Annotated in this window: 26 protein-coding genes, 2 tRNA genes and 3 pseudogenes; 16 read left to right on the top strand and 15 right to left on the bottom strand. The window is 58.5% G+C overall.

What is annotated here, in order from left to right; translation table 11 throughout:
* Positions 1-292: 292 nt before the first annotated feature.
* From QNJ43_RS27755 to QNJ43_RS25210, 4 genes are all read right to left on the bottom strand, one after another.
* Positions 293-526, bottom strand: coding sequence for a hypothetical protein (locus tag QNJ43_RS27755; protein ID WP_346433126.1), 234 nt, complete (start codon positions 524-526; stop codon positions 293-295).
* Positions 527-847: a recombinase family protein gene (locus QNJ43_RS27750; RefSeq protein ID WP_346433125.1), complete on the bottom strand. Its 321-nt coding sequence runs from the start codon at positions 845-847 to the stop codon at positions 527-529.
* Between the two features lie 435 nt (positions 848-1282).
* Positions 1283-1774 (bottom strand): hypothetical protein, encoded by a 492-nt coding sequence (locus QNJ43_RS25215; protein ID WP_300474508.1) that lies wholly within the window; start codon positions 1772-1774, stop codon positions 1283-1285.
* 1130 nt (positions 1775-2904) lie between these two features.
* Positions 2905-3144, bottom strand: a complete 240-nt coding sequence (locus tag QNJ43_RS25210; RefSeq protein WP_300474505.1) for a hypothetical protein — start codon at positions 3142-3144, stop codon at positions 2905-2907.
* A 60-nt stretch (positions 3145-3204) separates the two neighbouring features.
* Between QNJ43_RS25210 and QNJ43_RS25205 the strand changes: the two genes are divergently transcribed.
* Positions 3205-3519 carry a hypothetical protein gene (locus QNJ43_RS25205; RefSeq protein ID WP_300474503.1) on the top strand — a complete coding sequence of 105 codons (315 nt, stop codon included), beginning with the start codon at positions 3205-3207 and terminating at the stop codon, positions 3517-3519.
* A 423-nt stretch (positions 3520-3942) separates the two neighbouring features.
* Here the strand turns inward: QNJ43_RS25205 and rnhA are convergent, their stop codons facing one another.
* From rnhA to QNJ43_RS25165, 8 genes are all read right to left on the bottom strand, one after another.
* Complete coding sequence (rnhA, locus tag QNJ43_RS25200; protein WP_300474500.1) at positions 3943-4443, bottom strand: ribonuclease HI; 501 nt, start codon at positions 4441-4443, stop codon at positions 3943-3945.
* Positions 4444-4598: 155 nt separating this feature from the next.
* Positions 4599-5240 (bottom strand): BRO family protein, encoded by a 642-nt coding sequence (locus QNJ43_RS25195; RefSeq protein ID WP_300474498.1) that lies wholly within the window; start codon positions 5238-5240, stop codon positions 4599-4601.
* A gap of 471 nt (positions 5241-5711) precedes the next feature.
* The gene (locus QNJ43_RS25190; protein WP_300474496.1) at positions 5712-6359 is read right to left on the bottom strand and encodes a Rha family transcriptional regulator; all 648 of its coding nucleotides are present in this window, start codon (positions 6357-6359) and stop codon (positions 5712-5714) included.
* Positions 6360-7161: 802 nt separating this feature from the next.
* The gene (locus tag QNJ43_RS25185) at positions 7162-7452 is read right to left on the bottom strand and encodes a hypothetical protein (protein WP_300474493.1); all 291 of its coding nucleotides are present in this window, start codon (positions 7450-7452) and stop codon (positions 7162-7164) included.
* The gene (locus tag QNJ43_RS25180; RefSeq protein ID WP_300474491.1) at positions 7430-8134 is read right to left on the bottom strand and encodes a hypothetical protein; all 705 of its coding nucleotides are present in this window, start codon (positions 8132-8134) and stop codon (positions 7430-7432) included. The genes QNJ43_RS25185 and QNJ43_RS25180 overlap by 23 nt, the downstream gene beginning before the upstream one ends.
* A gap of 3 nt (positions 8135-8137) precedes the next feature.
* Positions 8138-8329: a hypothetical protein gene (locus QNJ43_RS25175; RefSeq protein ID WP_300474488.1), complete on the bottom strand. Its 192-nt coding sequence runs from the start codon at positions 8327-8329 to the stop codon at positions 8138-8140.
* Between the two features lie 138 nt (positions 8330-8467).
* Complete coding sequence (locus tag QNJ43_RS25170; protein WP_300474486.1) at positions 8468-8695, bottom strand: DUF6538 domain-containing protein; 228 nt, start codon at positions 8693-8695, stop codon at positions 8468-8470.
* A gap of 78 nt (positions 8696-8773) precedes the next feature.
* A tRNA-Thr gene (locus QNJ43_RS25165) sits at positions 8774-8848 on the bottom strand.
* 138 nt (positions 8849-8986) lie between these two features.
* Here QNJ43_RS25165 and QNJ43_RS25160 point away from each other — a divergent pair.
* The 12 genes and pseudogenes from QNJ43_RS25160 to QNJ43_RS25105 all read left to right on the top strand — a co-directional run bounded on the left by QNJ43_RS25160 (position 8987) and on the right by QNJ43_RS25105 (position 18969).
* Complete coding sequence (locus QNJ43_RS25160) at positions 8987-9388, top strand: hypothetical protein (RefSeq protein ID WP_300474483.1); 402 nt, start codon at positions 8987-8989, stop codon at positions 9386-9388.
* A 332-nt stretch (positions 9389-9720) separates the two neighbouring features.
* Entirely contained in the window at positions 9721-11013 is a 1293-nt protein-coding gene (gene murA / locus QNJ43_RS25155; protein WP_300474481.1) for a UDP-N-acetylglucosamine 1-carboxyvinyltransferase, read from the top strand.
* A 274-nt stretch (positions 11014-11287) separates the two neighbouring features.
* The gene (locus QNJ43_RS25150; RefSeq protein ID WP_300474450.1) at positions 11288-11728 is read left to right on the top strand and encodes a DUF2948 family protein; all 441 of its coding nucleotides are present in this window, start codon (positions 11288-11290) and stop codon (positions 11726-11728) included.
* 56 nt (positions 11729-11784) lie between these two features.
* Complete coding sequence (hisD, locus tag QNJ43_RS25145; protein ID WP_300474447.1) at positions 11785-13077, top strand: histidinol dehydrogenase; 1293 nt, start codon at positions 11785-11787, stop codon at positions 13075-13077.
* A gap of 222 nt (positions 13078-13299) precedes the next feature.
* Positions 13300-13806, top strand: a pseudogene (locus QNJ43_RS25140) (UPF0262 family protein).
* A pseudogene (locus QNJ43_RS25135) lies at positions 13782-14263 on the top strand (low molecular weight phosphatase family protein). Before QNJ43_RS25140 ends, QNJ43_RS25135 begins: the two co-directional pseudogenes overlap by 25 nt.
* A 328-nt stretch (positions 14264-14591) precedes the next feature.
* Positions 14592-14810 (top strand): translation initiation factor IF-1, encoded by a 219-nt coding sequence (infA, locus tag QNJ43_RS25130; protein WP_107987687.1) that lies wholly within the window; start codon positions 14592-14594, stop codon positions 14808-14810.
* 55 nt (positions 14811-14865) lie between these two features.
* Positions 14866-15501 carry a Maf-like protein gene (locus QNJ43_RS25125; protein ID WP_300474443.1) on the top strand — a complete coding sequence of 212 codons (636 nt, stop codon included), beginning with the start codon at positions 14866-14868 and terminating at the stop codon, positions 15499-15501.
* 163 nt (positions 15502-15664) lie between these two features.
* Positions 15665-15876, top strand: a pseudogene (gene yacG, locus QNJ43_RS25120) (DNA gyrase inhibitor YacG).
* 230 nt (positions 15877-16106) lie between these two features.
* Positions 16107-16553, top strand: a complete 447-nt coding sequence (locus QNJ43_RS25115; RefSeq protein WP_300474440.1) for a tetratricopeptide repeat protein — start codon at positions 16107-16109, stop codon at positions 16551-16553.
* Positions 16554-16609: 56 nt separating this feature from the next.
* The gene (locus tag QNJ43_RS25110; protein WP_300474438.1) at positions 16610-17458 is read left to right on the top strand and encodes a hypothetical protein; all 849 of its coding nucleotides are present in this window, start codon (positions 16610-16612) and stop codon (positions 17456-17458) included.
* 224 nt (positions 17459-17682) lie between these two features.
* The gene (locus QNJ43_RS25105) at positions 17683-18969 is read left to right on the top strand and encodes a FecR domain-containing protein (RefSeq protein ID WP_300474435.1); all 1287 of its coding nucleotides are present in this window, start codon (positions 17683-17685) and stop codon (positions 18967-18969) included.
* Between the two features lie 263 nt (positions 18970-19232).
* Here the strand turns inward: QNJ43_RS25105 and QNJ43_RS25100 are convergent, their stop codons facing one another.
* Positions 19233-19709 (bottom strand): hypothetical protein, encoded by a 477-nt coding sequence (locus tag QNJ43_RS25100; protein WP_300474433.1) that lies wholly within the window; start codon positions 19707-19709, stop codon positions 19233-19235.
* 80 nt (positions 19710-19789) lie between these two features.
* On the opposite strand from QNJ43_RS25100, the gene QNJ43_RS25095 reads away from it, so the two are divergent.
* Together QNJ43_RS25095 and QNJ43_RS25090 are read left to right on the top strand one after the other, a co-directional pair.
* Complete coding sequence (locus tag QNJ43_RS25095; protein WP_300474431.1) at positions 19790-20530, top strand: hypothetical protein; 741 nt, start codon at positions 19790-19792, stop codon at positions 20528-20530.
* 568 nt (positions 20531-21098) lie between these two features.
* A tRNA-Phe gene (locus QNJ43_RS25090) sits at positions 21099-21174 on the top strand.
* Between the two features lie 230 nt (positions 21175-21404).
* On the opposite strand, the gene QNJ43_RS25085 is transcribed toward QNJ43_RS25090, so the two are convergent.
* Together QNJ43_RS25085 and QNJ43_RS25080 are read right to left on the bottom strand one after the other, a co-directional pair.
* A complete protein-coding gene (locus QNJ43_RS25085) occupies positions 21405-21803 on the bottom strand; it encodes a Fic family protein (protein ID WP_300474428.1) in 399 nt (132 codons plus the stop codon).
* A gap of 586 nt (positions 21804-22389) precedes the next feature.
* A complete protein-coding gene (locus QNJ43_RS25080; protein WP_300474425.1) occupies positions 22390-22923 on the bottom strand; it encodes a site-specific integrase in 534 nt (177 codons plus the stop codon).
* An 815-nt stretch (positions 22924-23738) separates the two neighbouring features.
* Between QNJ43_RS25080 and QNJ43_RS27745 the strand changes: the two genes are divergently transcribed.
* Positions 23739-23996, top strand: coding sequence for an Arm DNA-binding domain-containing protein (locus tag QNJ43_RS27745; RefSeq protein WP_346433124.1), 258 nt, complete (start codon positions 23739-23741; stop codon positions 23994-23996).
* Positions 23997-24002 lie beyond the last annotated feature (6 nt).

Here is a 24002-nt window from a genome sequence, read left to right as displayed (position 1 = left end):
GCCGACAAGTTCGGCAAGCGGTCACGGGCGATCACCAAACGGCTCGGGCGCAAGCTGAGGTCATCAACACCGACACGCAACTCGTCGCTGCTCACGGATGGCGTCACAGAGTCCGGACGCGGCTTGAACGGGCTGGCATTCCGCCTTCGACGTGTGATTGGGTGATAGGACACGAACGCGTCGGAGAAGGTTTGAAGCGATATTCCGAAGGCCCCAGCGACGAACAGCTTCTCGAAGCCGTCTCGAAGATCGGCATTCCCCCGCACTGAATCACACCGAAAAAGGTGGGAGCTCAGGGAGCCGCCAAAGCGCGATAGACCGTCGGCTTGGACAGGCTCGTCTTTTTCATGATCTCAGGGACAATTAGCTCATCGCCGTTCCGCATCGCCTTGATGGAGGCGACCACCTCAGGTGTGGGCGCCGGGCGACGGCCGAACTTGGTGCCCTTTGCCTTGGCCTTGGCGATCCCGTCCATTTGCCGTTCCTTGCGGATATTCGTTTTGAACTCGGCAAACACGGCCAACATTCAGAGAAACGCCTTCCCGGCAGCATCACGCGTATCGATGAATTGATCCGGTACCTTCAACGTGGCCTGCTTGGCCTCCAGCTCCCGAACGATCCGCAGCAGATCCTCGGCGCTCCTCGCGAGACGGTCAATACGGCTGACCATCAGCATGTCGCCTTCTCTCAGGTAGTCCAGGCATTGCTTCAACGCGGGACGGTTCGCGTCAACGCCCGAACGCTTCTCCTCAAAGAGCTTGTCGATCCCTTCCCGCTGAAGCCGATCCCTCTGAACCTCCAGCGACTGCCCGATGGCCGAGATACGGGCATAGCCAACGCACGCCATTCTCATAACCTTTTAATTGATATGCAGACCAGTTAATGAGACATGAAAAGAGACGCGTCAAGCGACAGTCTCAGAAGGTATACTTTTATGGACAGGAGATGGAGGCAATGTCTGGCAAACACTAAACTACCTGAGGAATGTTGAAGCCGTTTAGATTTGGTTGCGTTAAAGGCGTCGCAATCGCGCCGCTTATTACGCGCTGGTGGCGGGGGGATACGGGGGAAAACGCCTGATTTTGTACATACAAATATGATCACAGATTTTTTCGAAAATTTCATTGCGAGATATACCTTTAACAACTCATATACGCACTTAATAATGTATTATTAATACTATTATTCAATATAAAATATAATATTATTATTCTATATACATCTCACACCAATCACCAATCCCGAACTGAGATGAACAAGACACAGACGCTGAACGCTATATCTAGTCAAACAAACCGAGTTGGTCCGAATCAGCGTCATCTCCGGGACGCTTTTCACTTTTCGCTGCATCCGCACTTGATGAAAGCTCTTTACATGCGAGGAAATACCCCTCCGAAAAACAGGAAATCATCTCAGCCTTTCTATCTGCATCAACCCTTGGGATGTAACCGGTATTAATAACGCGTAATTCGCGAGGGGAATTTTTGTCAGAGCAACTAAAGTCAAGGACCTCAAAACGTGCCATTTCAAGATCCGGGTCATCTGCTAGCAACTCCTCGACTACGGTTACAAATAGTGCCAGCCGTTCATCGGCTAGAGAGTTGCTACGCCAGAAACTAAACCATGGAAAATAAAGTCGTCCACCGACGCCATAAATCATTGGCGGATCAAAAGGGACCATAAGATCTCGACGGAGGGAACAATGCCCACGATCGACTCCTTGATAGAAATCTGAAGAAATTCCTTCAAAAGGATCGCGTATTAGCGGCAGCACTTCTGCCAGATTTTTTTCTAACAGTCTCTCGCTTAATTCGGTTTATACCTTGAACGACGCCACTGTATGGGACCTTCAGAATTAGAAGATCGCGAACAGCACTGAAAAGCGGGTTGTAGTTGAACCACGGAGGATCATTCACGAGATTCACTAGTTCTCTTGCGATCTTCGTAGAGTCAAAATGCCAGTTGAGTACAAGATGCTGAATAGAGCGGACACGTAATTCGGGTATGATTCATCTGCCTATTGAACTTTAAAATGGCTTCTCAAATTTCGAATAAAAATCTCGGATATTCAGAATCTTCGATTTTCATTCCTGGATTTACTACTCCGGTATTAAGAAATAATTCTGTTTCCGGATCGGAATTGTACTTAACTGGAACACAGAGTCCAGTTGACGCATCGATTCTAGTTGCACATCTCAAAATAGGAGACTTATCAAGTGAACGAAATTCTCTATATCTCTATAAAGATAAGGCAAAACAGGATCATAGTCCCATGCTTCAAATTTATGTTTGACAAGTGCACAGTCAAATTCGATCAAAGACCACACGTGACAAAAACATACGATCTCTTGCAAAGCGAAGTTGGTTACAGGTAGCTTCTTCTCATCACAGAAGTCGAGTATGAAGTTCGCGGTTTCGCGTCCGTCGTGCGGAGGTTCCATAACCATGTCCCTAATCCGTTCTTATTAGACTTTACGCTATGACACAAAGCAATACGGTGCCAATCCACAAATTTAACGGCTACCGCATGTCGAATTTAGATACCTGTGTTGGGCGCTTAGATGCATTAGCTTTCGTCGAAGGCCTCACGGTCATCACTCAGGTTCATTGCCGAGAATTATGCGGCTTCTTTGTCATGCTTAATCCGATTCTTGGCTTGCCATGAATTTGCATGACCATATGCACTCATTCCGGCGGTATCGTCCATCGATACAAGTTACTGACTGTTCGGCCGAAATTCGATGCCGGGTTTGCCGATTGCACTATGCTCGGTGCTCTTACTCTAGTAGCCACTCCCTGAGTAGGCCTCGCATCCTCTCAGATGGCACAAAGAGATTGATCTCCCCGCCGTTCCTGATCCGCGACCACCAGATCCACTGGATCATTTCCGACAGGGCATAGAGGTCAGCATCGAACGTGATGCCGAGGTTCTCGAAGCGCCGCCTTGAGCGCGCTTTCATCGACCTCAATGGGAGATACCAACCTTCCATCCTGCACAGCCATTGTCTGATAGGAAAGCTTGGCCGCCTTCAGCCATGCGGACATGGGCGAGCCCTCAAAGAGGTAGATCAGGATGAAGACCTCTGGAAAGCATGCGATGAAGGCTTGGGGAAACTCCCACATCAGGACGCTGTCGGACTTCATGACCAGATTGCCGTTCTCGCAAAGCCCCCGGACGGCATCAAACTTGCCCTTATAATTGGCATGGTCACGGGTATTCCAGCGGAGGTGTCCGGTTGCCTGATCGACATAGACCAGCCAATCCCGGAAGAGCAGAGCCTTATCGGCCTTGGTCAGATCGGTGTAGAGATCGACGCAAGCGAGAGCCTCATCGATGACGAGAACATAGTTCCTCGTCTTGAGGGCATCGAGAATGCGTCGATTGAACAGCCGGAAAAGCGCGTGGGTCGAAACGATGTTCTCGCCGTCCCAGATGAGCGTCTCAAGGTGATGGAGCTTCTTGCCCTCGATGGGTTGAGGGTCCTTGAAGTGTGCAGCTCAGGGCAATTGAGCTGGTAGCGTTCGACCTCATCCAACAAAGGCGTGATGACCATGAAGCGAAGAGGATCCCGGTCTGTGTCGAAGCAGTCGATCAGGTCGTGCTGATGGCGGTCGTTGATGTAGGAGATGATGTAATTGGTCTTGCCCGATCCAATGATCGAGTCGATGACGGTGATTGTCATTTTGGGTGGGGATTCCGATAGGGGATAGAACCCAACACCACCGAACCAGAGAGATCTTTTCTTTTAAGGCTCGCTCGCTGAACACGTCAGAAATGCTGGGCTTTTAAGGGGGCTCATGGAGGTTTTGAAACGCAGAATTTCCCTGCCTGCCCGAGGTCGGGGCGAGCTTGATCAGCTCATCCCGATAGAACGTCTCCCCCTGAGAGAGACGCTGAAGCCGGAAATTATGGGTGGAGGAATAAGGGACGTGTCTTCGTCGTCAGGCAGCTTTGGGCCTCCGGTAGAGCCTTCGTTCAAGCGGTGTCTGACGCTGACTGGCCATGGCTGCGAGCCTGTCCGCCCTTTCATTGAAGCGATGACCGCTATGACCGGCGATCCAGCGCCAGTCGATGTCGTATCGCTCCTTCAATGTTTCGATCTTGCGCCAGAGATCATCGTTCTCGACGTTCTTCCAGTGGCGATCAATCCAGCCGGTCATCCAGCGCGAAGTGCCATCTATAAGGTATCGGCTGTCTGACACGACGATCACCGGAGCCGGGTTCGTCAGTCGTTCAAGCCCGGCGATGACGGCCGTCAGTTCCATTCGGTTGCTCGTTGTCTCGGGCTCGCCACCGGAGATTTCCAAGATCGTTCTTCGACCGGTCAGGATCGCCGCATAGCCGCCCTGCCCCGGATTGGGAATACAGGAGCCGCCCGTGTAGATCGTCACCGGCGGGAGTGTTGTCGGGCTGTCGCTGCCCTTGGGAGCGTTCTCGCTCATGTCGTATTGCCTTCCGTGCTGTGGTTGAGTGTGGACCAGCGCGTGCACCTAATCCTAAAGGAGAAGGAAATTTTTTTAAAAATTGATATATAATGATTATTTTATTTCAACCGAATGGCATGTCGGGTTACCCTCAGAGCCCGTCTATGGGTCTGTCAGCGTACTCGCGAATGGGTCATCCAGCTCCACTCCTCTTCCTTCTGAGCGAGAACGTCCTCGGCTTCCTTGAGGCACTGCGAAGTGAGCTGGAATGCGCTCTGCATCCGGTCGAGCTTCTCCTGGGTCTGCCTGAGCTTCTCTGCACCGTCCTTGATGATCTGATCGGCCACCTTGAGAACCCGTGCAACGAACTCTTCGGGGCTCATCTCGTCTGTCGCCATCAGCTTCTGCCCGGCGATGTAACCGCCATTCTTGCGGATCGACGGCAGCACGGTCTTGGTCACCGAATCCTGAAAGGGCTTAGCATTCGCCTTTGTGGATCGCATGATCAACTTGTAGAGGCCTCTTTCAGAGACGATCTTGCTCGCGCGACCTCGAACATTCACGCGGCAATCCATAACCTCGAAATTTTCGAGGTTTTGCAGATATCGGGTCGAACCTCGCCTGCCATCCCAATTCAGGACATCGCAAACGTCCTTGGCGACGAACCACGGCTGGCCGTCGATAACGACGACACGGATTTCATGCCCTTCCTCATCCTTCGGCTTGAACAGGAACTTCAACAGCTCGTGCATCGGGTTTGTGGCACTGGCAGAGCCTTTCGAGGCGCTGTCGAGAATTGGCGTGAGTGCGTTCATCAGCACGAATTCAGCTCCCGCAAGCCCTTTGTGAGCCCACGAGAGCCGGTGTTAGTCGTCATGCGTGATAGGAAGCGTCAGGCTCTGTCCCAGCCTCTGCAAAGGGTCAGGCCAAGCGGCCGACAGGCGTGTAGCTGACCGATGAAGGGGACATTGAGGAAAACAGAGTGGAAGGACAATTCCACAATGAGTGAATTAATCTGCAATCTCATGACAGATTCCTTGGATATTCGAAGACCCAAGCACCGTGTCCTAAGCGGCAGAATGGGCCGGATGTTAAGACATGTCTCCAAGGTGGGACACTCCATCGTCCTTTAAGCTTGCGCTCTGGACATGCGACGACGGCACCCGGCCGATATAGGCAGTGATTGACTGGAATTAAGCAGCTACCTTAGGAACATATCACTCGGAATGTCTTAAGCCCCGAGTGAACCCAATCGAATCACCCGCCGAATCATGCGTCAATATTATTTATATGATAAATTTTACTACGGTGGATAACTCATCCGTCGCAATAATCTGACGATAGCCCTTGGCATCATCCACAAGGCGCTCTTCAAAGAGCTTGTTGTGCCGCCGATAGACGCGCCACGTCCCATAGCAACCGGTGCGATAAAGATAGCCTAGCTCGGCAAAGTCCAGCTTGATCCTCTGAAGGTTCACGCCCGGAAGCAATCGCGCAAACTCGGTGATCGTTCTCTTGTGAGAGACCGCCAACTTACCCACACGGGCATCGGGCAGAAAGGCCTGAACCTGGCCTTCAGCAATCAGAATCTGCGCTTCAGCAGCCCTAGCTTCCTTCTTGGCAGCTACCCAGGCCTCAGCGACCCCAATCTCATCCGAGAAGTTCGGGAGGGCGGGAGTGAGAGCTGCTTGGGCTTCAAGCTCCTGCCAGCGGTCGATGATCGCCATGCGGAGCCTTGCCGAGTACCCCGAGACGAGACCGAGGCACTCACGCTTCGGCAAGAGGTACTCGGTGTAGGCATTGCCGGTGTCAGCCGTGTAGCAAAAACCAAATTTGGTTTCTGACTCCCCGAGTTCGCCCAGCATCGCCCTGATATCCCGGCAGACATGGTGATGAAGCTTCCCCGTCAGCTCTGCGATTTCTCGGCTGAACATCGTAAGCTCGCTATAACTTCCCGTGGCACAAGGGCGAGGCGGGAGGAAGTTCGGGAGGATGAGTCCAATAACCTCTAGAAGCCCTCAGAGCCTCTTAGAGAGTGATGGAGTCCTTTGAGGTCAACAAACACAGCTTCCGGCCGCTCCGTATGCTCAACTGCATTTTGTGCAGTCGAACCCCATCAGAGTATAAAGCTCAATAACGAGTGAGCGGAACTGGACTGTCCGGGTTTTACCGCCTCAGCCGCCTTAGGTCTGCGTCTTCGGAGCTCCCCAATATAATTTCCGAAATACTCGTTCGTCAGATAAGTGGCATTAGAAGCCCTTTTCGGCCAGATCGCTATTACCGAACTTTATGCATGCTTAGGAACATACAACGATAGGACCTTAACGTCTGGGACAAATGAAACGAAAAAGCCAAGAGAAATATTGCGAGCTGGTCAGAGGGTATGAACCCAAGATCATTGGTTCAAACGGCAATCTCTCGGACGAACGCGAAAGCTACAATAGCGTCGACGATTGATCCTCAGAAGAGGTGAAGGTCAGACATACGCCTCTTATCCACATGTAGTTCAATAACAGGTGGAATGTCTCCTCGTGCGCGTTCCCTTCCATTTCTATGTGAGGGAATCCGCTCCTAGCAGATTGCACCAACGCACTTAGGGTGTTCCTACCTCGCATTCCTTCCGTCCGCATATTCAGAGCCCAGCGCAAGCCCCCCTCGAATCCTGAGGGGTCTCTAGAAGCTCGTCAAATGGCAATCTGTCCTGAAGCGAGTGATAGGAACCGATTCCCCTACCCTTCACGTCCCCGGCACTTCATAGCACGGCAGTTTTTCGATGGCGTCGTGCATGGTTCGGACTTCAGGGTCACCATACTGCTGACCGACATTCCCTTGGGCATTGCCGGTGATGTGGTTCGTTGTGCGGCTGTCGATCCCTTCTCGGGCAATCAGATTGCGGAAGCGGTGACGCCAAGCATGGTTCGGCTGCACCTTCTTGTCCTGGATGCCGACCTTGTCGCTCTTGATCCATCGCCCGAGACTGCTGCCAGTCCGTTCCGGCAGATCGTCACCCCTCCGCGTGGGAGTCAATGAAGAGGTAGCCGCTCGGTGAATTCTTGACGAAGTTCAGGAAGCCCTGATCGATCAGATGGGAATGCAACGGCACGATGCGGTACTTGCCCGACTTCACCGATCCGGCGTCCGGCGTGATGCGAATGCACGGGATTCCGTCCTCAACCAGAATGTCTTCCTTTCTGAGCTGAGTTATCTCCGTGATACGCGCTCCGGTATAGGCACAGATCCATGACACCCAGCGGCGGAGACGACCGGACCAAGGGTATTTGACGTCCGATCCGTATACCCCCTGCGTGGCCTTTGTCATAATGAGGATGGCTTCCGCATCGGTGAAGCCTTTTGGGCGGATCTGGATGTGCTTTTCCCGGTCAGGCTTGACGGTCTTGACCGGATTGTCGTGGAGCAGGCCGAGATTGATGCCCAGCTCGAAGATGGAGCTGAGAGCCGTCCGATTGACCTTCTTGAACGTCCCGGCAGATACCCGCCCGGCATCGTACAGGCTCTCACGCCACGCGATCACGTCGTCCCTCGTGATCTTCAAGGCGTCGTCGTGACCGATGAAAGCGGTGAACTCTTCGATGATAGGTTCCCATCGACGGACAGAACGCCAGGAGCCGCCATTCTTCAGCTTGCGTGTCTTCCACTTCTCGAAGAGCCCCTTCAGGGACACAGAGGCAGACGACGCAGCAGGCGTCACCGCTTAGACGGACGGGAAACGCTCCGCCTCAGGGTCCGGGCGATAGTCTCCACCGGCATTGCGCTTCAGCTTTTCCGTAACCTGATCCCCGGCTTCCTTCAGAGCGAGCAGCAGCCTCAACCTTGAAAGTTCATCCGTTTCCAGCCGGTATTTGCCAAGCAGCAGATCAGCGAAGGGACCGAAGCGTTGTTCCATCGCGGCTTCCGGCGAAAGCGTCTGAGGAATCGCCAGAGCTGAAACTTTGAACGTCCCGCCTTCCCGTGCCTGTTTGTTCGCCCTGAGGACTTTATCCCAGACCGAAGGCGGTCCCGGCTCATCCTCCACCGTCTCGGCTCAGAGCCGATAGAACTCACCCGCCAGAGCCTGAATCTGTTTGAAGCTGAGCGGCTTCGGACCGGACCGAATGGCTTCCCAGACATCATCGAGGGCCGCTGACGCCTTCCGGTGACGCTCCTTCGCCTCCGACACATCCTTCGTGCGAAGCGACACCTTGACCAACTGGTTGATGGTGACCTGAGCGAGCTTGCCGCCAATCGGCAGGGAGATTTTTCGTCCCTTCACAGACGAGGCCAGATCGTGAGGAACACGCGTTCTGAGATAGTAGGTGGAGGTGTCCGGGGGGCTTCCAGCGGGAAAACATGGTGCTGCCGGTGAGATTTGAACTCACGACCTCTCCCTTACCAAGGGAGTGCTCTACCCCTGAGCTACGGCAGCGCTCTGTCTGGTGGGGACCCGGTCTGTTGCAGGAAGATCGGGGCGCGGTGCGCGCGTTGCGGGGAAGAGCCGCAAGTTCCTCGGACGCGGCGCTTTTGCCATAGGCGGGCGATGGGCGCAAGAGAGCATAAGGCTTCAATGCGCTTTTCCATAGGCCTGTGCATTACCCAAGCCCCCAAACGATGCCCCGACAACGCAAAAACGGCCGCCCGGACGGCGAAAACGTGTGCCCGCGCCATGCCCACTCGTCTCGCTTTTCCGTTTCCGCGTTCGCTGATCTTCGCTAAAAACGGGGCCATGACCGATACTGATAACACGACCAAGTCCCCAAACGGCGCCAATGACGCTGCGGATGCGGCGCAGGCTCCTTCCGGGCAGAACAAAAAGGCTGCGAAGGGCAAGAACGCGGCGCGCGAGGAGAGGCTCGTGGAAGCGCTTCGCGCGAACCTGAAACGGCGCAAGCAACAGGTACGCGAGCGACGCGCCGCCCCCGCAGGCACCGCGCACGCGGGAAAAGACGAAACGCCCGGCGATTCGTGAGCCGGCCAAGGGTCGTCTCATCATTTTCCGGGCCCGACACCGCGGTCTCACATTCCGGAACAGCGTTGGCAGCCAGATACTTGGGCGAATCTCCCCTCGACAGCGCCACCTCCCCCTGCGGCGATGGGCGGAGAATGGTGGAGCCAGCTATGCCTTGTCTCCGCCACAAGCTTGGGCTAGAGCACCTTTAAAGGGACGGGCCGCAGTTGAAACAGGCCCATGGCACGCGCATATCGCGTGCTCATCACCAGACCCGCCGGCCACCTGCCCCCTGCATTGCTTATCCGCAACCGGGTGCGTGCGACCCGGCGTAATGCATATCGGGGCATTGTATGGACAAGATCAGGATCGTCGGCGGCCATGAACTGAATGGCAGCCTGCCCATTTCCGGCGCGAAGAATGCGGCGCTGCCGCTGATGATCGCCAGCCTGCTCACCGACGAGACGCTGACGCTGGAAAACGTGCCGCGGCTGCGCGACGTCGCCCAGCTCACCCACATCCTGTCGAATCACGGCGTCGACTATTCGGTCAACGGCAAGCGCGCCGGCGAGAACACGATGACCGGCCAGACCGTTCATCTGAACGCCGCCAACCTCGTCGACACCACGGCTCCTTACGAACTCGTCTCCAAGATGCGGGCGAGCTTCTGGGTCATCGGCCCACTGGTGGCGCGCATGGGCAAGGCCCGCGTTTCCCTGCCCGGCGGCTGCGCCATCGGCACGCGGCCGGTCGACTTCTTCATCGACGGCCTGCGCGCTCTGGGCGCGGATATCAATATCGAGAGCGGTTACGTGAATGCCAGCGCCGACAAGGGGCTCGTCGGCAGCCGCGTGCACTTTCCCAAGGTCTCCGTCGGCGCCACCCACGTGGTGATGATGGCGGCGGCGCTCGCGCGCGGTGAAACCGTGATCGAGAACGCCGCACGCGAGCCGGAAATCGTCGATCTGGCGGAATGCCTCATCGGCATGGGCGCCCAGATCGAGGGAGCCAGCACCGAGACGATCCACATTCAGGGCGTCGAGCACCTTTCCGGCCACACCCACCGGGTCGTGCCCGATCGCATCGAAACCGGCACCTACGCCATGGCGGTAGCGATGACCGGCGGCGATGTGATGCTTGAAGGCGCGCGCGCCGATCTTCTGGAAAATGCGCTGGAGACGCTGCGCGGCACGGGCGCGGATATCACCGTGACCAATTCCAGCATCCGCGTGAAGCGCAACGGATCGGGCGTCGCGCCGGTGGACGTCATCACCGAGCCCTTCCCCGGCTTCCCGACCGATCTGCAGGCGCAGTTCATGGCGCTGATGACGCACTCCAAGGGCACATCGCGCATTACCGAAACGATCTTCGAAAACCGTTTCATGCACGTGCAGGAACTGGCCCGACTTGGTGCGGATATCCATCTCGACGGTCAGGTCGCAACGGTTACGGGCGTTGAGACGGTGAAGGGTGCCGCCGTCATGGCGACGGATCTGCGCGCCTCCGTTTCGCTCGTCATCGCAGGACTTGCGGCGCAAGGCGAGACGACAGTCAACCGCGTCTACCATCTCGACCGCGGCTTTGAACGGCTGGAAGAGAAGCTCCGCCGTTGCGGCGCAGAGATCGAGCGCATCGCTGCCTCTTAGAAGACGGCGTTTGCGGACCGACTGAACCCTGGATACCGGATCCGTCGACACGAGCTCGCGCGCGTGCTCGGTTCGAGACGAAGGTGCGAGAGGCAGGGCTGCGAACGGAACCGGCAGATCCGGTCCTGATTTGACCCGGCGCAAAAGCCCGAACGATGGCCCTCAAGGCGACGCAACATCGCAAACCGTTGCACGAAAACGCCGGAGCGACTACCTCTAGCGCAACGGGCCGGAACGGCCCCATGTATGCGTTTTGTCAAACAGACCGGGTCCGATGTCCGACTTGAAGCTTGTCGCTCTGGACAGCGACGATCTCGCTATTGTCTCCGCCCATGTGCAGGATGCCGTTTTGAAGATGGTCGATCTGCGCTGGCTTGAGGGCGAAGAGCGTTTCGTTCTTGCCATGAACCGCTTCGTGCGCGAGGAGATGCGCGACGGGCAGAAGGAATTCGAACGACACCGCGCCGCGCTGCATTTCGACCGGGTGGAGAAGGTTTCGGTCTCCGGCCTGCGCCAGGGTGCCAAGGACGCGGTGCTGGTGCTGCTTGCCGTCCGGTTCGAAGAGACGGAATCTCCCGCCGGGCGTGTCCTGCTGGACTTCGCAGGAGGCGGAAAGATCCGGCTCGACGTGGAATGCATCGAGGCGCAACTTGCCGATCTGGGCGCCACATGGGCGACCCGGAGCGCTCCGCAACACGACCTCGACGAGGCCTGACCAGATCCCTTACGCGTCGAGTAACGCACCCTACCCCTTTCAGGAGAGCACACGCTGTGGCCATCCGCCTGACATCGGCCGACGAGGACTTCGAAAGCCGCTTTTCCGAACTGCTCGCCGCCAAGCGCGAGGTTTCCCAGGACGTTGGCGAAACGGTGCGCGCGATCACCGGCGATGTGCGCGCCCGCGGAGATGCGGCTATCGCCGAATACACCAAACGCTTCGACCGGCTGGATCTGAACGAGACCGGGATCGCCATCACCGAAGCGGAGATCGACGAAGCCGTCGCCAAGGTCGACGCAACCACCATGCAGGCGCTGGAACTGGCGCGCGACCGTATCCGCTCTCACCACGCCCGACAGATGCCCAAGGACGACCGCTACAGCGATCCCATCGGCGTCGAGCTCGGCTCCAAGTGGACGGCAATTTCCACTGTCGGGCTCTACGTGCCGGGCGGCACCGCGTCCTACCCCTCCTCCGTGCTGATGAACGCGGTTCCGGCCAAGGTTGCCGGTGTGGAGCGGCTCGTCATGGTGGTGCCGAGCCCGGACGGTGCGCTCAACCCGCTGGTGCTGGCTGCCGCGCGTCTTGCGGGCGTCAGCGAGATCTACCGCATCGGCGGCGCGCAGGCCGTTGCCGCCCTCGCCTATGGTACGAAAACGATCAAGCCCGTTGCCAAGATCGTGGGCCCGGGCAACGCCTTCGTGGCGGCGGCCAAGCGGCAGGTCTTCGGCACGGTCGGCATCGACATGATCGCCGGACCGTCGGAAGTGCTGGTGGTGGCCGATGGCGAGAACGATCCGAACTGGCTGGCGATCGACTTGCTAGCCCAGGCCGAGCACGACGCGTCTGCCCAGTCGATCCTGATCACCGACAGCGCGGAGCTCGCGGAGACTGTCGAACTGGCGGTGGACCGCCAGCTTGCCACCCTGCCGCGCCGCGATATCGCGGGTGCGAGCTGGCGCGATTTCGGTGCGACCATCATCATCGACGATCTGGCTCAGGCAGTACCGCTGATCGACCGCATCGCCCCAGAACATCTGGAGCTGGCGGTGGCCGATCCGGAAAGCCTGCTGGACAAGGTCCACAATGCGGGTGCGGTGTTCCTCGGACGTTACACGCCGGAAGCGGTGGGCGATTATGTGGGCGGCACCAACCACGTGCTGCCGACGGCGCGCTCGGCACGGTTCTCCTCCGGTCTCAACGTGCTGGATTTCGTCAAGCGCACGTCGATCCTGAAGTGTTCGCCGGAGGCACTGCGCCAGATCGGCTCGGCCGCCATGCGACTGGCGGAAGAGGAAGGACTCACCGCGCATGGCCGTTCCGTGGCGGTGCGGCTCAACCTGTAGAAGGTCGTGCAAGGCGGGCGCGGTTGGGACGTTGTGGCGTTGGCCATCTCCAAGAATGGGCCGACGCACGTTCTCTTCCAGCACTGCCCTTTGCCGAATTCGGCCGGTGCGCGTGTTTTGGGACTGGATCGCAACGCAGCCTTCGCAATAGGCTCACGGGACTTTGCTTCGCCTCTGTAGACAGATGTCGATCGGCATGAGCCGTATCGCGACAGAACCAGCATGACGGAAGAATGCGCGCAGGAACAGCGATCTGATCGGGCCCGCTTGAGCGAGGTGACCCTCGACGAGGGGACCACCGAACGCTCGTCGGCCGATATCGAGCACGAGCGCGCGGTCGCGATCTTCGATCTGATCGCCAACAACCATTTCGAGCCCCCTGGGTCGACGAGGAAGGCGGTCCCTACCACCTCAATCTGGCCGTGATCGAAAAGCGGCTGCATTTCGAAGTCACGCGTGAGAACGGCGATCCGGTCGTCACCCACGTGCTGTCGCTCAGCCCCTTCCGGCGGATCCTGAAGGACTATTTCCTGATCTGCGAAAGCTACTATGCCGCCATCCGCACCGCCTTCTCCGAGCCAGATCGAGGCGATCGACATGGCGCGGCGCGGGGTTCACAACGAGGGATCGGAACTGCTGGCGGAACGGCTGAAGGGCAAGATCTCGGTCGATCACGATACGGCGCGCCGACTGTTCACGTTGGTATGCGCACTTTACCGGAAAGGCTGAACGCCGTGGAGGCGCCCGCGCCGATGCCCGGCGCCGTCCTCTTCGTCTGCGGCATGAATGCCGTTCGCTCACCCATGGCGGTCGCGATCACGCGGCATCTCTTCCCGCGGCAGATCTACTTTGCGTCCGCGGGCGTGCGCAAGGGCGAGCGCGACCCGTTCGTGGATGCGGTGCTAGCCGAAATCGGACTTCACATCGATGATCATGCCCCCAGACGGTGAAGGAGCTGGAGGACACGAATTTCGATCTGGTGATCTCGCTGGCACCCGAAGCCCACCACTGGGCGCTGGAACTGACCCGGACGGAGGCCTTGGATGTGGAATACTGGCCGACGAACGATCCGACCTTTGCCACGGGCAGCCGCGACCAGATACTCGACGCCTATCGCTCGGTGCGCGATCAGTTGATGAAGCGCATCAAGAAACGCCTGAGATGGCAGGCCGCGCCGGAAGGCTGAACAGGCCGGAACTGCACCGAACGGAAAATTCAGTGCGGAGGATATGGATCAAAAACGGTATTTGAGCCCGGAATGACAATTTGACGAAGGCTTTTCGGCCCGTCTTTCAGCAGCTTTTGCGCAATTGAATGCCGCATTGTCATCCCGGTGTTTATGGCCTGTTCACTTTCCACATCCAATCCGCTAGGTTCGCGCGCGCAAAAGGCGCATGCGGACCGCTTGCAGACCTGCGCACGCTGACACTATTGCTTCTTGCAGATCTCGACGGGAAAGCCGGCTTCCACTTTTGCCGGATCTGCACGATCGAACAGGAGAGCCAGGAAACCGCATGGCGAAAGAAGAAGTCTTGGAATTTCCGGGCACGGTCACGGAACTTCTGCCTAACGCAACGTTTCGCGTGAAGCTTGAGAACGACCACGAGATCATTGCCCACACCGCAGGCCGCATGCGCAAGAACCGTATCCGCGTTCTCGCTGGCGATCGCGTCCTCGTCGAAATGACGCCCTACGACCTCACCAAGGGTCGCATCACCTATCGCTTCAAATAGGCACCGCTCAGGGCCCGCATGAAGCGGAGCCCGGCGGCCATGACGGTCGCTGCCGATGACGGATCGCAAAAGGCTTGTTCTCGCATCCGGGTCGCCGCGGCGGCTGGCTCTGCTCGAACAGGTCTGTATCAAGCCGGATTATCTGCTCCCCTCCGATATCGACGAGGAGCCGACCCGGGGCGAGACGCCGCGCGCACTTGCCACCCGGCTTGCGCGCACCAAGGCGGAGGTGGTGCGCCGCTCGGTCGATACGGATGAAGACTATGAAGGCGCGATCGTGCTTGCCGCCGATACGGTGGTGGCGGTCGGCCGACGCATTTTACCGAAAACGGAACTGCGCGAGGAGGCCGAGCGCTGCCTGAGACTGCTGTCGGGCCGTGCCCACAGGGTCTATACCAGCGTGTGCGTGGCCGTTTCCAGCGGCAGCTCCCGACACAAGCTGATCGAGACGCGCGTGCGTTTCAAGCGTCTGTCGGAGGCGGAGATCAGCAACTATCTCGACAGCGGCGAATGGCGCGGCAAGGCGGGCGGCTATGCCATCCAGGGCATTGCCGGATCGTTCGTGGTCAAGCTGGTGGGGTCCTACCCCAATGTGGTGGGTCTTCCCATCTACGAGACGGTCTCGATGCTGAGCGGCGCGGGCTATCCCGTCCGGCAGAATTGGGCAGACACGCTCGCACTCAGCGAATAGAAGCAGCAACCGAGTGGATCGGACAGAACGCGTAAATCCGCGTCTTTCGTGCATCGCGCCTTTTGCGAGGTCGGCCCCGTTTCCGCGTGCAACGTCCGAAATTGTGAAAAATGCGAATACATTATCGCCTGTCCGGGAATTCTCACGAGAGTGAACAATACGCATGAATACGGATAAGAACGACAAGAGCTCCGAAGTCTCCAACAGGCCACCGCGCCCCTGCCCGAACTGCGGCAAGCTATCCGTCGAAAAAACTACCCATTTTGCTCCACACGGTGCGCGGATGTGGACCTCAACAGGTGGCTGTCGGGCAGCTACAGCATCCCGGTGGTCGAGATGGACGACATCGATCCGAACGATCCAGACCTTCAATAAAACAATGATTTAACGGGAATCCCCTCGAGGATTCTGACCAGATTCTGTGTCCAGGAGGCCACATGGCTGCACAACTTGCCATAGATGTGAATTATTTTACGTCATTCAATTGACTCTTCGCCTCATGCATTGGCCTGATTGCCGGGTTCAGATGCAATGAGGTGGCAATGGTGCGACGGCTTGGGGCAACCGCGGTCGGCGTGTATTTGAGTTTGCTCGCGGCGGAGACGATGGCCCCGACCGGCATGAGCGCACGCACCCAGCCACAGGAAAACAAATCCGAAAGCGATCAGGGCGACGCAGGCGGCGTGCCCGGCACCAAGGCGACGGCGGGCGAGATAGAAACCCGGCGCACGCAATTGCTGCAGGCAATGCTGGCCGCCCCCGACGATCTCGATATCGCTTTTGCCTATGCGGCGCTGTCGGCCCGTGTCGACGACCATGAAGCCGCCATCTACACGCTGGAGCGGATGCTGATCTACGCGCCGGACCTGCCGCGCGTGCAACTGGAACTCGGCGTTCTCTACTATCGCATCGGGGCCTTCGACGTGGCGCGGCAATATTTCGAGGCTGCCATTTCCGGCCCGGAGGTACCGCGCGAGGTGCGCGAGCGGGTCGACGTCTATCTCGCGGGCATCGATCAGGCGCAGGATCGGCCAAGTTCTCCGCCTCGCTGATTGTCGGCGCGCACTGGCAATCCAATGCCAACGCCGCCCCCGGCAGCCGCTCCATCATGTTGAATGGGCTTGAGTGCCTACTCAGCGACAGCGCGGTCAGCCAGAACGACTTCAACGCCTATCTGGCGGACACCGCCCACGTTTCCTATGACCTGGCGAACCAGGGCGACCAGATCGAGGGGGATCTTCTGTTCTACGGCGCGCGTTATGCGGAGCTAAGCCGTCTCCACACCGAGCTTGCGGAACTGACGGTCGGCCCCTCCTTCAACATGGCACACTTTGGCTGGGACAATGTGCGACTGGGCGTTTACGCCATTCTCGGCGGCGTGCGGCTCGACGAGGCCAACTATTCCGGCACGCTTGGCACGGACGTCCGCCTCGCCTGGTTGCCCGATATCCGCTCCAAGTTCGAGAGCAAGAACGAATTCCGGCGCCACTGGTTCAATGACAGCGCGACCTATCCGACCGTTTCCGATCGCAACGGCTATCGGCTCTCAAGCCGCTTTGCCTACACCTATTTTCTGACCGCCAGTCTCGCCGTGCGCACGGAGATTTCGGGGGGGCACGAAAACACAGCGACCGACTTCGCGGACGATTACGAACTCGGCGCCGGAGCGGGCCTGCGCAAGACCTTCACCTCGCCCATCAAGGCGCTGAAGCGCCCCTGGGCGGTGGATCTCGACGGCGGCTATCTCGCGCGCTGGTACGACGAGGCGGATGCCGCGATCGATGCCGCCCATGTGCAGGAAGACGACGAATACTGGGTGCGCAGCACGCTGACGGTGCCGGTAGCGGACGACTGGGCGCTGATGATGGCGGGCGAATACCGCCGCGCCGTTTCCAACTATCCGACCGACGATTTCGCCAACGGCTCGGTGACCGTGTCAGTCCTGAAGAAGTTTTGAGCACTTCAGAATTTGGCGGAAGCGATAGAGGCAAACACCTCACCCATGGGGAGAGGTCGGGCCGCAGGCCCGGGTGAGAGATTTCGGGTTCTCCATATCCTTGAGAGCGCGACACCCCTCACCCCAACCCTCTCCCCATGGGAGAGGGGGCGAACACGGCCGATTCTAGAAGGCGACAAAACGCTCCAGGCGGCAGCGCCGGGCTGAACAGGAGACGAGACGTGATGAAACCCGCAAGCATTGCAACCGGACCCGTTGCAGCCCGGATCCTGAGCGACCTTGCTCTGACCGGCGCCCTCGCCTGCCCCCTGCCCGCCGCCGCTGCGCCCAAGGTGGGCGTGACGGCCGCCGTCAACCCTCAGGCCCACGGCACGCCGCCGAACGGCTCGACCCGCACGCTTGTGCTGGGCGACAACATCATCCACCGCGAACGCATCCAGACGCGCGGCGAGGGTCTCGTCCAGGTGCTGCTGGTCGACGGATCGACCTTCACTGTCGGCCCGCATTCCGATCTCGTGATCGACGAATTCGTCTACGATCCGGCATCGGGCAACGGCAACCTGGTGGCCAGTTTCTCCAAGGGCGTCGCCCGTTTCGTCGGCGGCCGTCTTTCCAAGAAGTCCGGCGGCGTCACGGTCAAGATACCGGTCGGCACGATCGGCATTCGCGGCGGCATCGCCAATCTGAACACGTTGGGCGACAACCCGACCTTCTCGCTGATCTTCGGCGACGAGCCTTCCTTCAAAGGCACCAATGGCGGCCACCGTCGCATCTATGAGCGCGGCTACACGATGGAGCTGGGCAACGGCGGGGCCGTGCTGCTGCGACGCACGCAGCCGCAAGATCTGGGGCGCGTGCAGCGCCAGCTCATCAGCCGGCGCGGCCAGAGCGGCGGCGCACGTCACAAACCGCAAAACGATGACGTCAATCGCGGCGTCTCGCAGAACAATTCGCAGCTCGGCTATTCCAACACCACGCCCCCGCCAAAGCCCGAAGTGGTGCTCGCCACGCGGATCAACGATGTGGATGCGGGCGGCAACGAGACCAACGACACGAACAAGCGGACCATCGACACCGATCGCCCGACATCTCTGGGTCCGGGAAGTTTCCGCGTTCTGACCGCCGGCGACACCTATGTGGTGACAGGCGACGGCACGATTACCGATCCCGGCTCATACGATCTCGTGGGCGGCAGTTCGGACACGGATCAAACCGTTACCGGCGATCTGTTCGACGGCAACATCGCCATGATCAATGCCGCGGCAACCAGCCTGGTGACGACAGCGGGCATTACCGTGGACGGCACCGCCTACACGCTACCGATCGGCCTGGCAGATTACGGGACCGAACCGGCGACAGGCAGCGCCTTCTGGCTCATCACGGGCCGCGCAACGGACGCGGATGAAACGGATCCGCCGCCCTGGTCGGCGTCCGCGGACACGTTCTCCGGTCTTCTGACCTCGCAGGAATATCTGCCGGAAGAGGCGATCACCCATGCGGGCTTCCTGTGATCGGGGGCCGACAACTTCACCTTTGCCGCGCTCTTTCCCGAGACCGACCTTGGCTTCGCGGTCACAACACCGGGGGATGAGGCGGCAAGCACCTCGGGGACAGCGACGCTCGATGCTTCCGATCCGATCTATTTCCTGACCGGCACCGGCACGGACTTCTCGCAGTACCTCACCCAGAGCGAAGAAGACGCGCATATCCGCACCTATTCGCTTTCCGGCGATCCGCGCGAGATGCTCACCCAAGCGCTTTACGAAAGCGATCCCTATGAAAGCAATCTCTTCATGGTGGTGCAGACGACGGTCGATGCGCTGGGCGATACCTTCGTCTCCAAGGTCGGCACCAGCGGGCTGATCGTCATCGAGCCGGACGACATCGCCGTCACCAATCCGAAGTTCATGGATGTGTCCTTCCTCATCGACGGGACGGGCACATCGCAGCAATCCGCCATCTCTGTCATCGCCGGCAAGATCACGCAGGAAGAGGGAGACGGCGCCTGGGTGATTTCCAGCACCCGGCGCGGCGACGTCAGGGCGGCGGAAAGTTCGCTTCTGGCTGCGGGCGGGGAGTTCTCGTCCCTGTCCAATGCGGAAGGCGACCATATTTTCGGCCCGGATGCGGAGAATTTCGTGCTTGGCTTCAATGTCGACGACAACGGCGCCTTCATCGACAGTTCCCCCGCCTCCGGCGCCTTTGCGAGCGAGGCGTTCGGCACGATCCGTGTGGCGCAACTGAAGACCAAGGAACTGAAATCCGATTACGCCCACCTATCGCGGCACAGACACGCTTCTGAGCTACGCCGCAGGACTTGCGGAAAGCAAAGTGACAACGGGCGCCACCGCCTTCACCGGATACGATCCACTCGATTTCGTCGTCCAGTTCGATGCGACGAAGAACACGGTCGGCGTGGAAATGGGCATCCTGAACGCGGATCTGGCGACGCAGCTCATCGAGACGAGACTGGAAGGATCTCCGGAATTCGGTGGGGTCGGATCGTTCGAATTCGCCTTCGGCCAGGGCGTTCAATACGAAGATTACGAAGAGGACTCCAATCCGCAGAACGGAGGCAGCGCCTATGTCGACAACGACACCTACGCGGCGGTGGAGAACCCGAACAAGGTGCGCAACTCCCTGAACTACTGGGATACGTCCGATTATCTGAACGATCAGTCCTACGGTCAGTCGGAGGATACGGCCTCACAGAACTACTTCATCTCCGGCAATGCCGTTCCTGAAGCCGATGCCGGGCTTTTCCGAAGCGCCGACAATCCGACCGCGCCGGTCAAATGCACCTGCGAGTTCATGCATTGGGACTATTGGCGCGCGCGGTTGGAAACGGATGCGACGGGCGAGGATGCCATCGACTTCGACACGGACGGCAAGCGCACCGACTATTTCCACCTCGCGACATGGGTGGCCGGCGACCTGCCGGACACCGACACCACCCGCGATCTCGGCACTGCGACGGCGACATACAGCGGCCACGCCGTCGGCAACGTGGAACGCATCGACGGCAGCCAGACCTCACGTTGTCTTGCGACCGGGGCGCTGGGGGTCAACTGAAACTTCGGCACACGAGCGCGGACACGCTCTCCATCACGGATTTCGACGAAGGCCGTTTTTCGGCCTCGACCGCCATCGAGGACACGGTGATCGACCTGACCGCCGTCAACAAGTTCTCCAGGGCACCAATACGAGCGGCGGGGCGACGTTCACCGCCAACCGATCGTTCGCCTCCAGCACCAGCGACGTCGTGGGCGGCGTGCTCGGCTCCTTCTCCTATCGCGAGGATACCGGCAACTACACCGCGGCCGGAACCTTCCTCGGCGAGCGCAATGCCGATTGAGTCTGCCCCACCTGCCCTGCCCGGAGCCGGCTCCGACCCATCGAATCGGCCGCTCCGCTCACTCGTAGAGCGCCGTGCGGCCGGACTGACGCATTGGTCAACTCCTTCATAAGGCATGATAAAAGGGTATGTCCGGCAAATTGTGGGGGATGGAGCGGGAGGTTTTCCGCAAGGAATGGCGTTAGGCTTGGAAAAGCGCACGAACCGGCTGGACAGGGGCGAATGGGTTCTCTATAAGACGCCCACTTTCAGGGGCTCGCCGAACGGCGCACTGACCCTTGGTTGGCCCAGGTAGCTCAGTTGGTAGAGCAGCGGATTGAAAATCCGCGTGTCGGTGGTTCGATTCCGCCCCTGGGCGCCATTCCTCGGCGTAAAAACGTCTTCAAGATCAAATCCTTAACAGACAATAAGGTGATTCTGTCGGATTCCTCCGTCAAGCCCATCATTGGCTATCTGGGCGGTCAGCTGTGACGCGAGTGTGACAGGGGTGTGCCAGGCCTTGTTTTTTGCAGCGCCGGCGATGGGGGCCATTGGCGACCATCAGGAAGCGTGGAGACAAGTGGCAAGCCGTAAACGTCTGAAGACAGCGTTTCAGCGGTCGCCTGAGCTGATCGGATAGAGCGCATCAATTAAGGCGAGAGACAGCTCCACCTCATCGGCTTCATAGATAATGACGGCTTCCACCAGGCGGGCCAGCCGATAGTCATATCCAACGGATGGAGCGCCCATCGTGTAGCCGTTCAACTCCCAGAACGCTTCTCCAGCATACCAAGCCGTCCGCTTATTGCCTTGCTCGAAGGCACGCGCCTGACCCAGTCCAACGATCAGCCGCACGGCTAGTGGGACAATGTCGGTCACGCCTTCATAAATAAACAGTTGCTGAGGACGACTGACGGCACCTTCCAAGAGGGCATGATCCCGCACCAAGAACGTTTCACCGGAAAATTCAACGACAGCTTCATTGATCGCAATCACCTCACCGGCAGTCAACCAACGAGGTTCGGCTTGATCAATGGGCATAATGATCGACCGCGCTAAAGACCAAGATAGGCGTTCAAGGTCGGATGCTTCTTGATCATCTTGCGAGTGAACGACGCCGCATCGAATGGCTTGTCAGAAGGCACGGCAAGTGTGGGCGGCAACGTCTGAACAACGTCACGTTCGGCCTCGCTAGAACTGCCCTCATTCGAAGAGGGGGGATTTGTGCTTGGCAGCACCACTCACCCTGAATTCCTCGGTCGTCAAACGCCGTCTGAATAGGCTCCAGTATAGGCGGCATATGTATCGCTGACGAGTTAATTCCAGAACAGAGTGGAACACGACCTAACACGCAAGATTCGAATACGCAGTCTCATCAGGTCATGGCCGGCGAGTCATTCAGACAAATTCCTTCCGGCCAATCACATTGCCGACATGCCGGCGATATGGCTCCGTGGCGTCAACGGATGTGGCGACGATGAGGAGCCGAATGCCTTGATGCGGGTATTGCGAACAAACCATCCATGCGGGCGATGACGGCAGTGCTTCGCCAAGGGACCGCTCATCTCGACAATGGCTCTCCAGATGTCACTTTCCGCTAAGCGGCTTCAAGAGCATTGAGCTTCGCAACCACATTCTCCGGTTTCAAATGCGTGTACCGGAATAGCATCCTTGGATCTTTATATCCGCTGATCAATGCCACTTCAGGAATGGTCAAGCCACGCTCGAAGAAACGGCTTATCGCCTCGTGTCGTAGGTCGTGAAAGTGGAGATCCTCAATGCCGGCACGGGCAACCAACCTCTCCCAGGATTGTCTGAGAGCCGTCTCCGTGAGCGGCAGGACACGATCTGACACGCGGGGCAGATGTTCGAGGATCGACAAAGCACGGTCCGTCAGAGGGACAGATCTTGGTTGACCGTTCTTGGTATCCTCAAGATGGGCAAGCCTCTCCGCGGCATCGACATCCTCCCAACGTAGCTCCAGTAACTCGCTGCGACGCATCGCTGTCTCGATTGCCAGTTCGACAGCGGGCAACGTCAGCGGGTTCCGGGTGAGCGGAGCCGCTTGCTTCAGACGGTCGAACTCACCGGACAGAAGCCGGCGATGACGCGCCCTGATGCCGTTCGGCACCCGAATGTCATCGACAGGGTTCGTTCGGATGGGCAGCGCCCATTCCTTGCGACCGATCTCAAGCGCATGACGGATCAGAACCAGATCGTACTGACATGCCCTCTTGCCGTCATTCAGACGCCGATCCCTGAACTAGCACAAGGCGGGGGCATCAAGTGATGCCAGTGGCATCTTGGCAATGGCGTCCCTTCTCAACCGGTCAAGGCGACGGCTCTCCGTGTCCCTGCCCTTCTTGGTCGGTGTGATCTCTGCCTGATAGCGCGCCAGAACGTCGCCAAGCGTCAGATGGCGGCCTTCATAGAGATCGGATTGACCGAGATCTATTGCAGTCTCCCGTTCCCTTGCTCAACGCTCGGCATCGCGCTTGTTGAAAAATGATTTGGACAATGCCTTAGCACCGGTCTTGCGGACCTGAGCTTGCCATTTGTCTCCACTCTTCCTGATGGTCGCCATTCGACCTTCTCCTGTGACACCCGTGTGACCAGGACCGGTCATGAGAAGCGTAAAATATTCTAAAGATTGGGCTATCGGCCGTGTATCGTGGGATTGAAAATCCGCCTCTGTGTCGGTGGTTCGATTCCGCCCCTGGCACCATTTGCCTTTCCCAAACAGTCCAGCGAAGTCCGACAGAGTCCGAAAAGCCTCTGATTTTGCTCGATTTTCCCAGATTTAGCGTCCGAAGGTGTGCGGTTCCGTCCACTGCCATCCGGCAATTTTGTTGGTATCGAGCCTCAGGCACCAACGCCGATACCAATAAATGCCCCTCAACAACACGCAAATCCACCCAATCAAGCCCCCCGCCCAAGCCGCAAAAATTGAGCGGCGGCGGCGGCCTTTTTCTCCTTGTCCAGCCGACCGGTCCGCATCTCTGGCGCCTCTCCTATCACTTCTCCGGAAAACAGAAGACGATGGCCCTTGGTGCCTATCCGGACATGAGTTTTTCCGATGCCCGCCAGCGCCGCAACAACCAACACCTTCGACATGATCGCCGACGATCTCCTCGCCAAGCTGAAGAAGGAAGGCTGGGCAAAGACGACGCTCTTACTCAGTTCGCAGCCGCGCGGTCGGCCTAAGCGGTT

It is taken from the genome of Breoghania sp. (genome assembly GCF_030066895.1).
Classification (GTDB): domain Bacteria; phylum Pseudomonadota; class Alphaproteobacteria; order Rhizobiales; family Stappiaceae; genus Breoghania.
The sequence above is the reverse complement of the archived record's forward strand: the minus strand, read 5'-3'. Positions and strand labels throughout refer to the sequence as shown.

Coding starts and splice junctions, on each gene's coding strand:
- QNJ43_RS27755 (WP_346433126.1), bottom strand. CDS start 526: ATGTTGGCCGTGTTTGCCGAGTTCAAAACGAATATCCGCAAGGAACGG.
- QNJ43_RS27750 (WP_346433125.1), bottom strand. CDS start 847: ATGGCGTGCGTTGGCTATGCCCGTATCTCGGCCATCGGGCAGTCGCTG.
- QNJ43_RS25210 (WP_300474505.1), bottom strand. CDS start 3,144: ATGAAGTCCGACAGCGTCCTGATGTGGGAGTTTCCCCAAGCCTTCATC.
- QNJ43_RS25205 (WP_300474503.1), top strand. CDS start 3,205: ATGGTCACGGGTATTCCAGCGGAGGTGTCCGGTTGCCTGATCGACATA.
- rnhA (WP_300474500.1), bottom strand. CDS start 4,443: ATGAGCGAGAACGCTCCCAAGGGCAGCGACAGCCCGACAACACTCCCG.
- QNJ43_RS25195 (WP_300474498.1), bottom strand. CDS start 5,240: ATGAACGCACTCACGCCAATTCTCGACAGCGCCTCGAAAGGCTCTGCC.
- QNJ43_RS25190 (WP_300474496.1), bottom strand. CDS start 6,359: ATGTTCAGCCGAGAAATCGCAGAGCTGACGGGGAAGCTTCATCACCAT.
- QNJ43_RS25175 (WP_300474488.1), bottom strand. CDS start 8,329: ATGGAACAACGCTTCGGTCCCTTCGCTGATCTGCTGCTTGGCAAATAC.
- QNJ43_RS25160 (WP_300474483.1), top strand. CDS start 8,987: ATGCGCTTTTCCATAGGCCTGTGCATTACCCAAGCCCCCAAACGATGC.
- murA (WP_300474481.1), top strand. CDS start 9,721: ATGGACAAGATCAGGATCGTCGGCGGCCATGAACTGAATGGCAGCCTG.
- QNJ43_RS25150 (WP_300474450.1), top strand. CDS start 11,288: ATGTCCGACTTGAAGCTTGTCGCTCTGGACAGCGACGATCTCGCTATT.
- infA (WP_107987687.1), top strand. CDS start 14,592: ATGGCGAAAGAAGAAGTCTTGGAATTTCCGGGCACGGTCACGGAACTT.
- QNJ43_RS25125 (WP_300474443.1), top strand. CDS start 14,866: ATGACGGATCGCAAAAGGCTTGTTCTCGCATCCGGGTCGCCGCGGCGG.
- QNJ43_RS25115 (WP_300474440.1), top strand. CDS start 16,107: ATGGCCCCGACCGGCATGAGCGCACGCACCCAGCCACAGGAAAACAAA.
- QNJ43_RS25110 (WP_300474438.1), top strand. CDS start 16,610: ATGTTGAATGGGCTTGAGTGCCTACTCAGCGACAGCGCGGTCAGCCAG.
- QNJ43_RS25105 (WP_300474435.1), top strand. CDS start 17,683: ATGAAACCCGCAAGCATTGCAACCGGACCCGTTGCAGCCCGGATCCTG.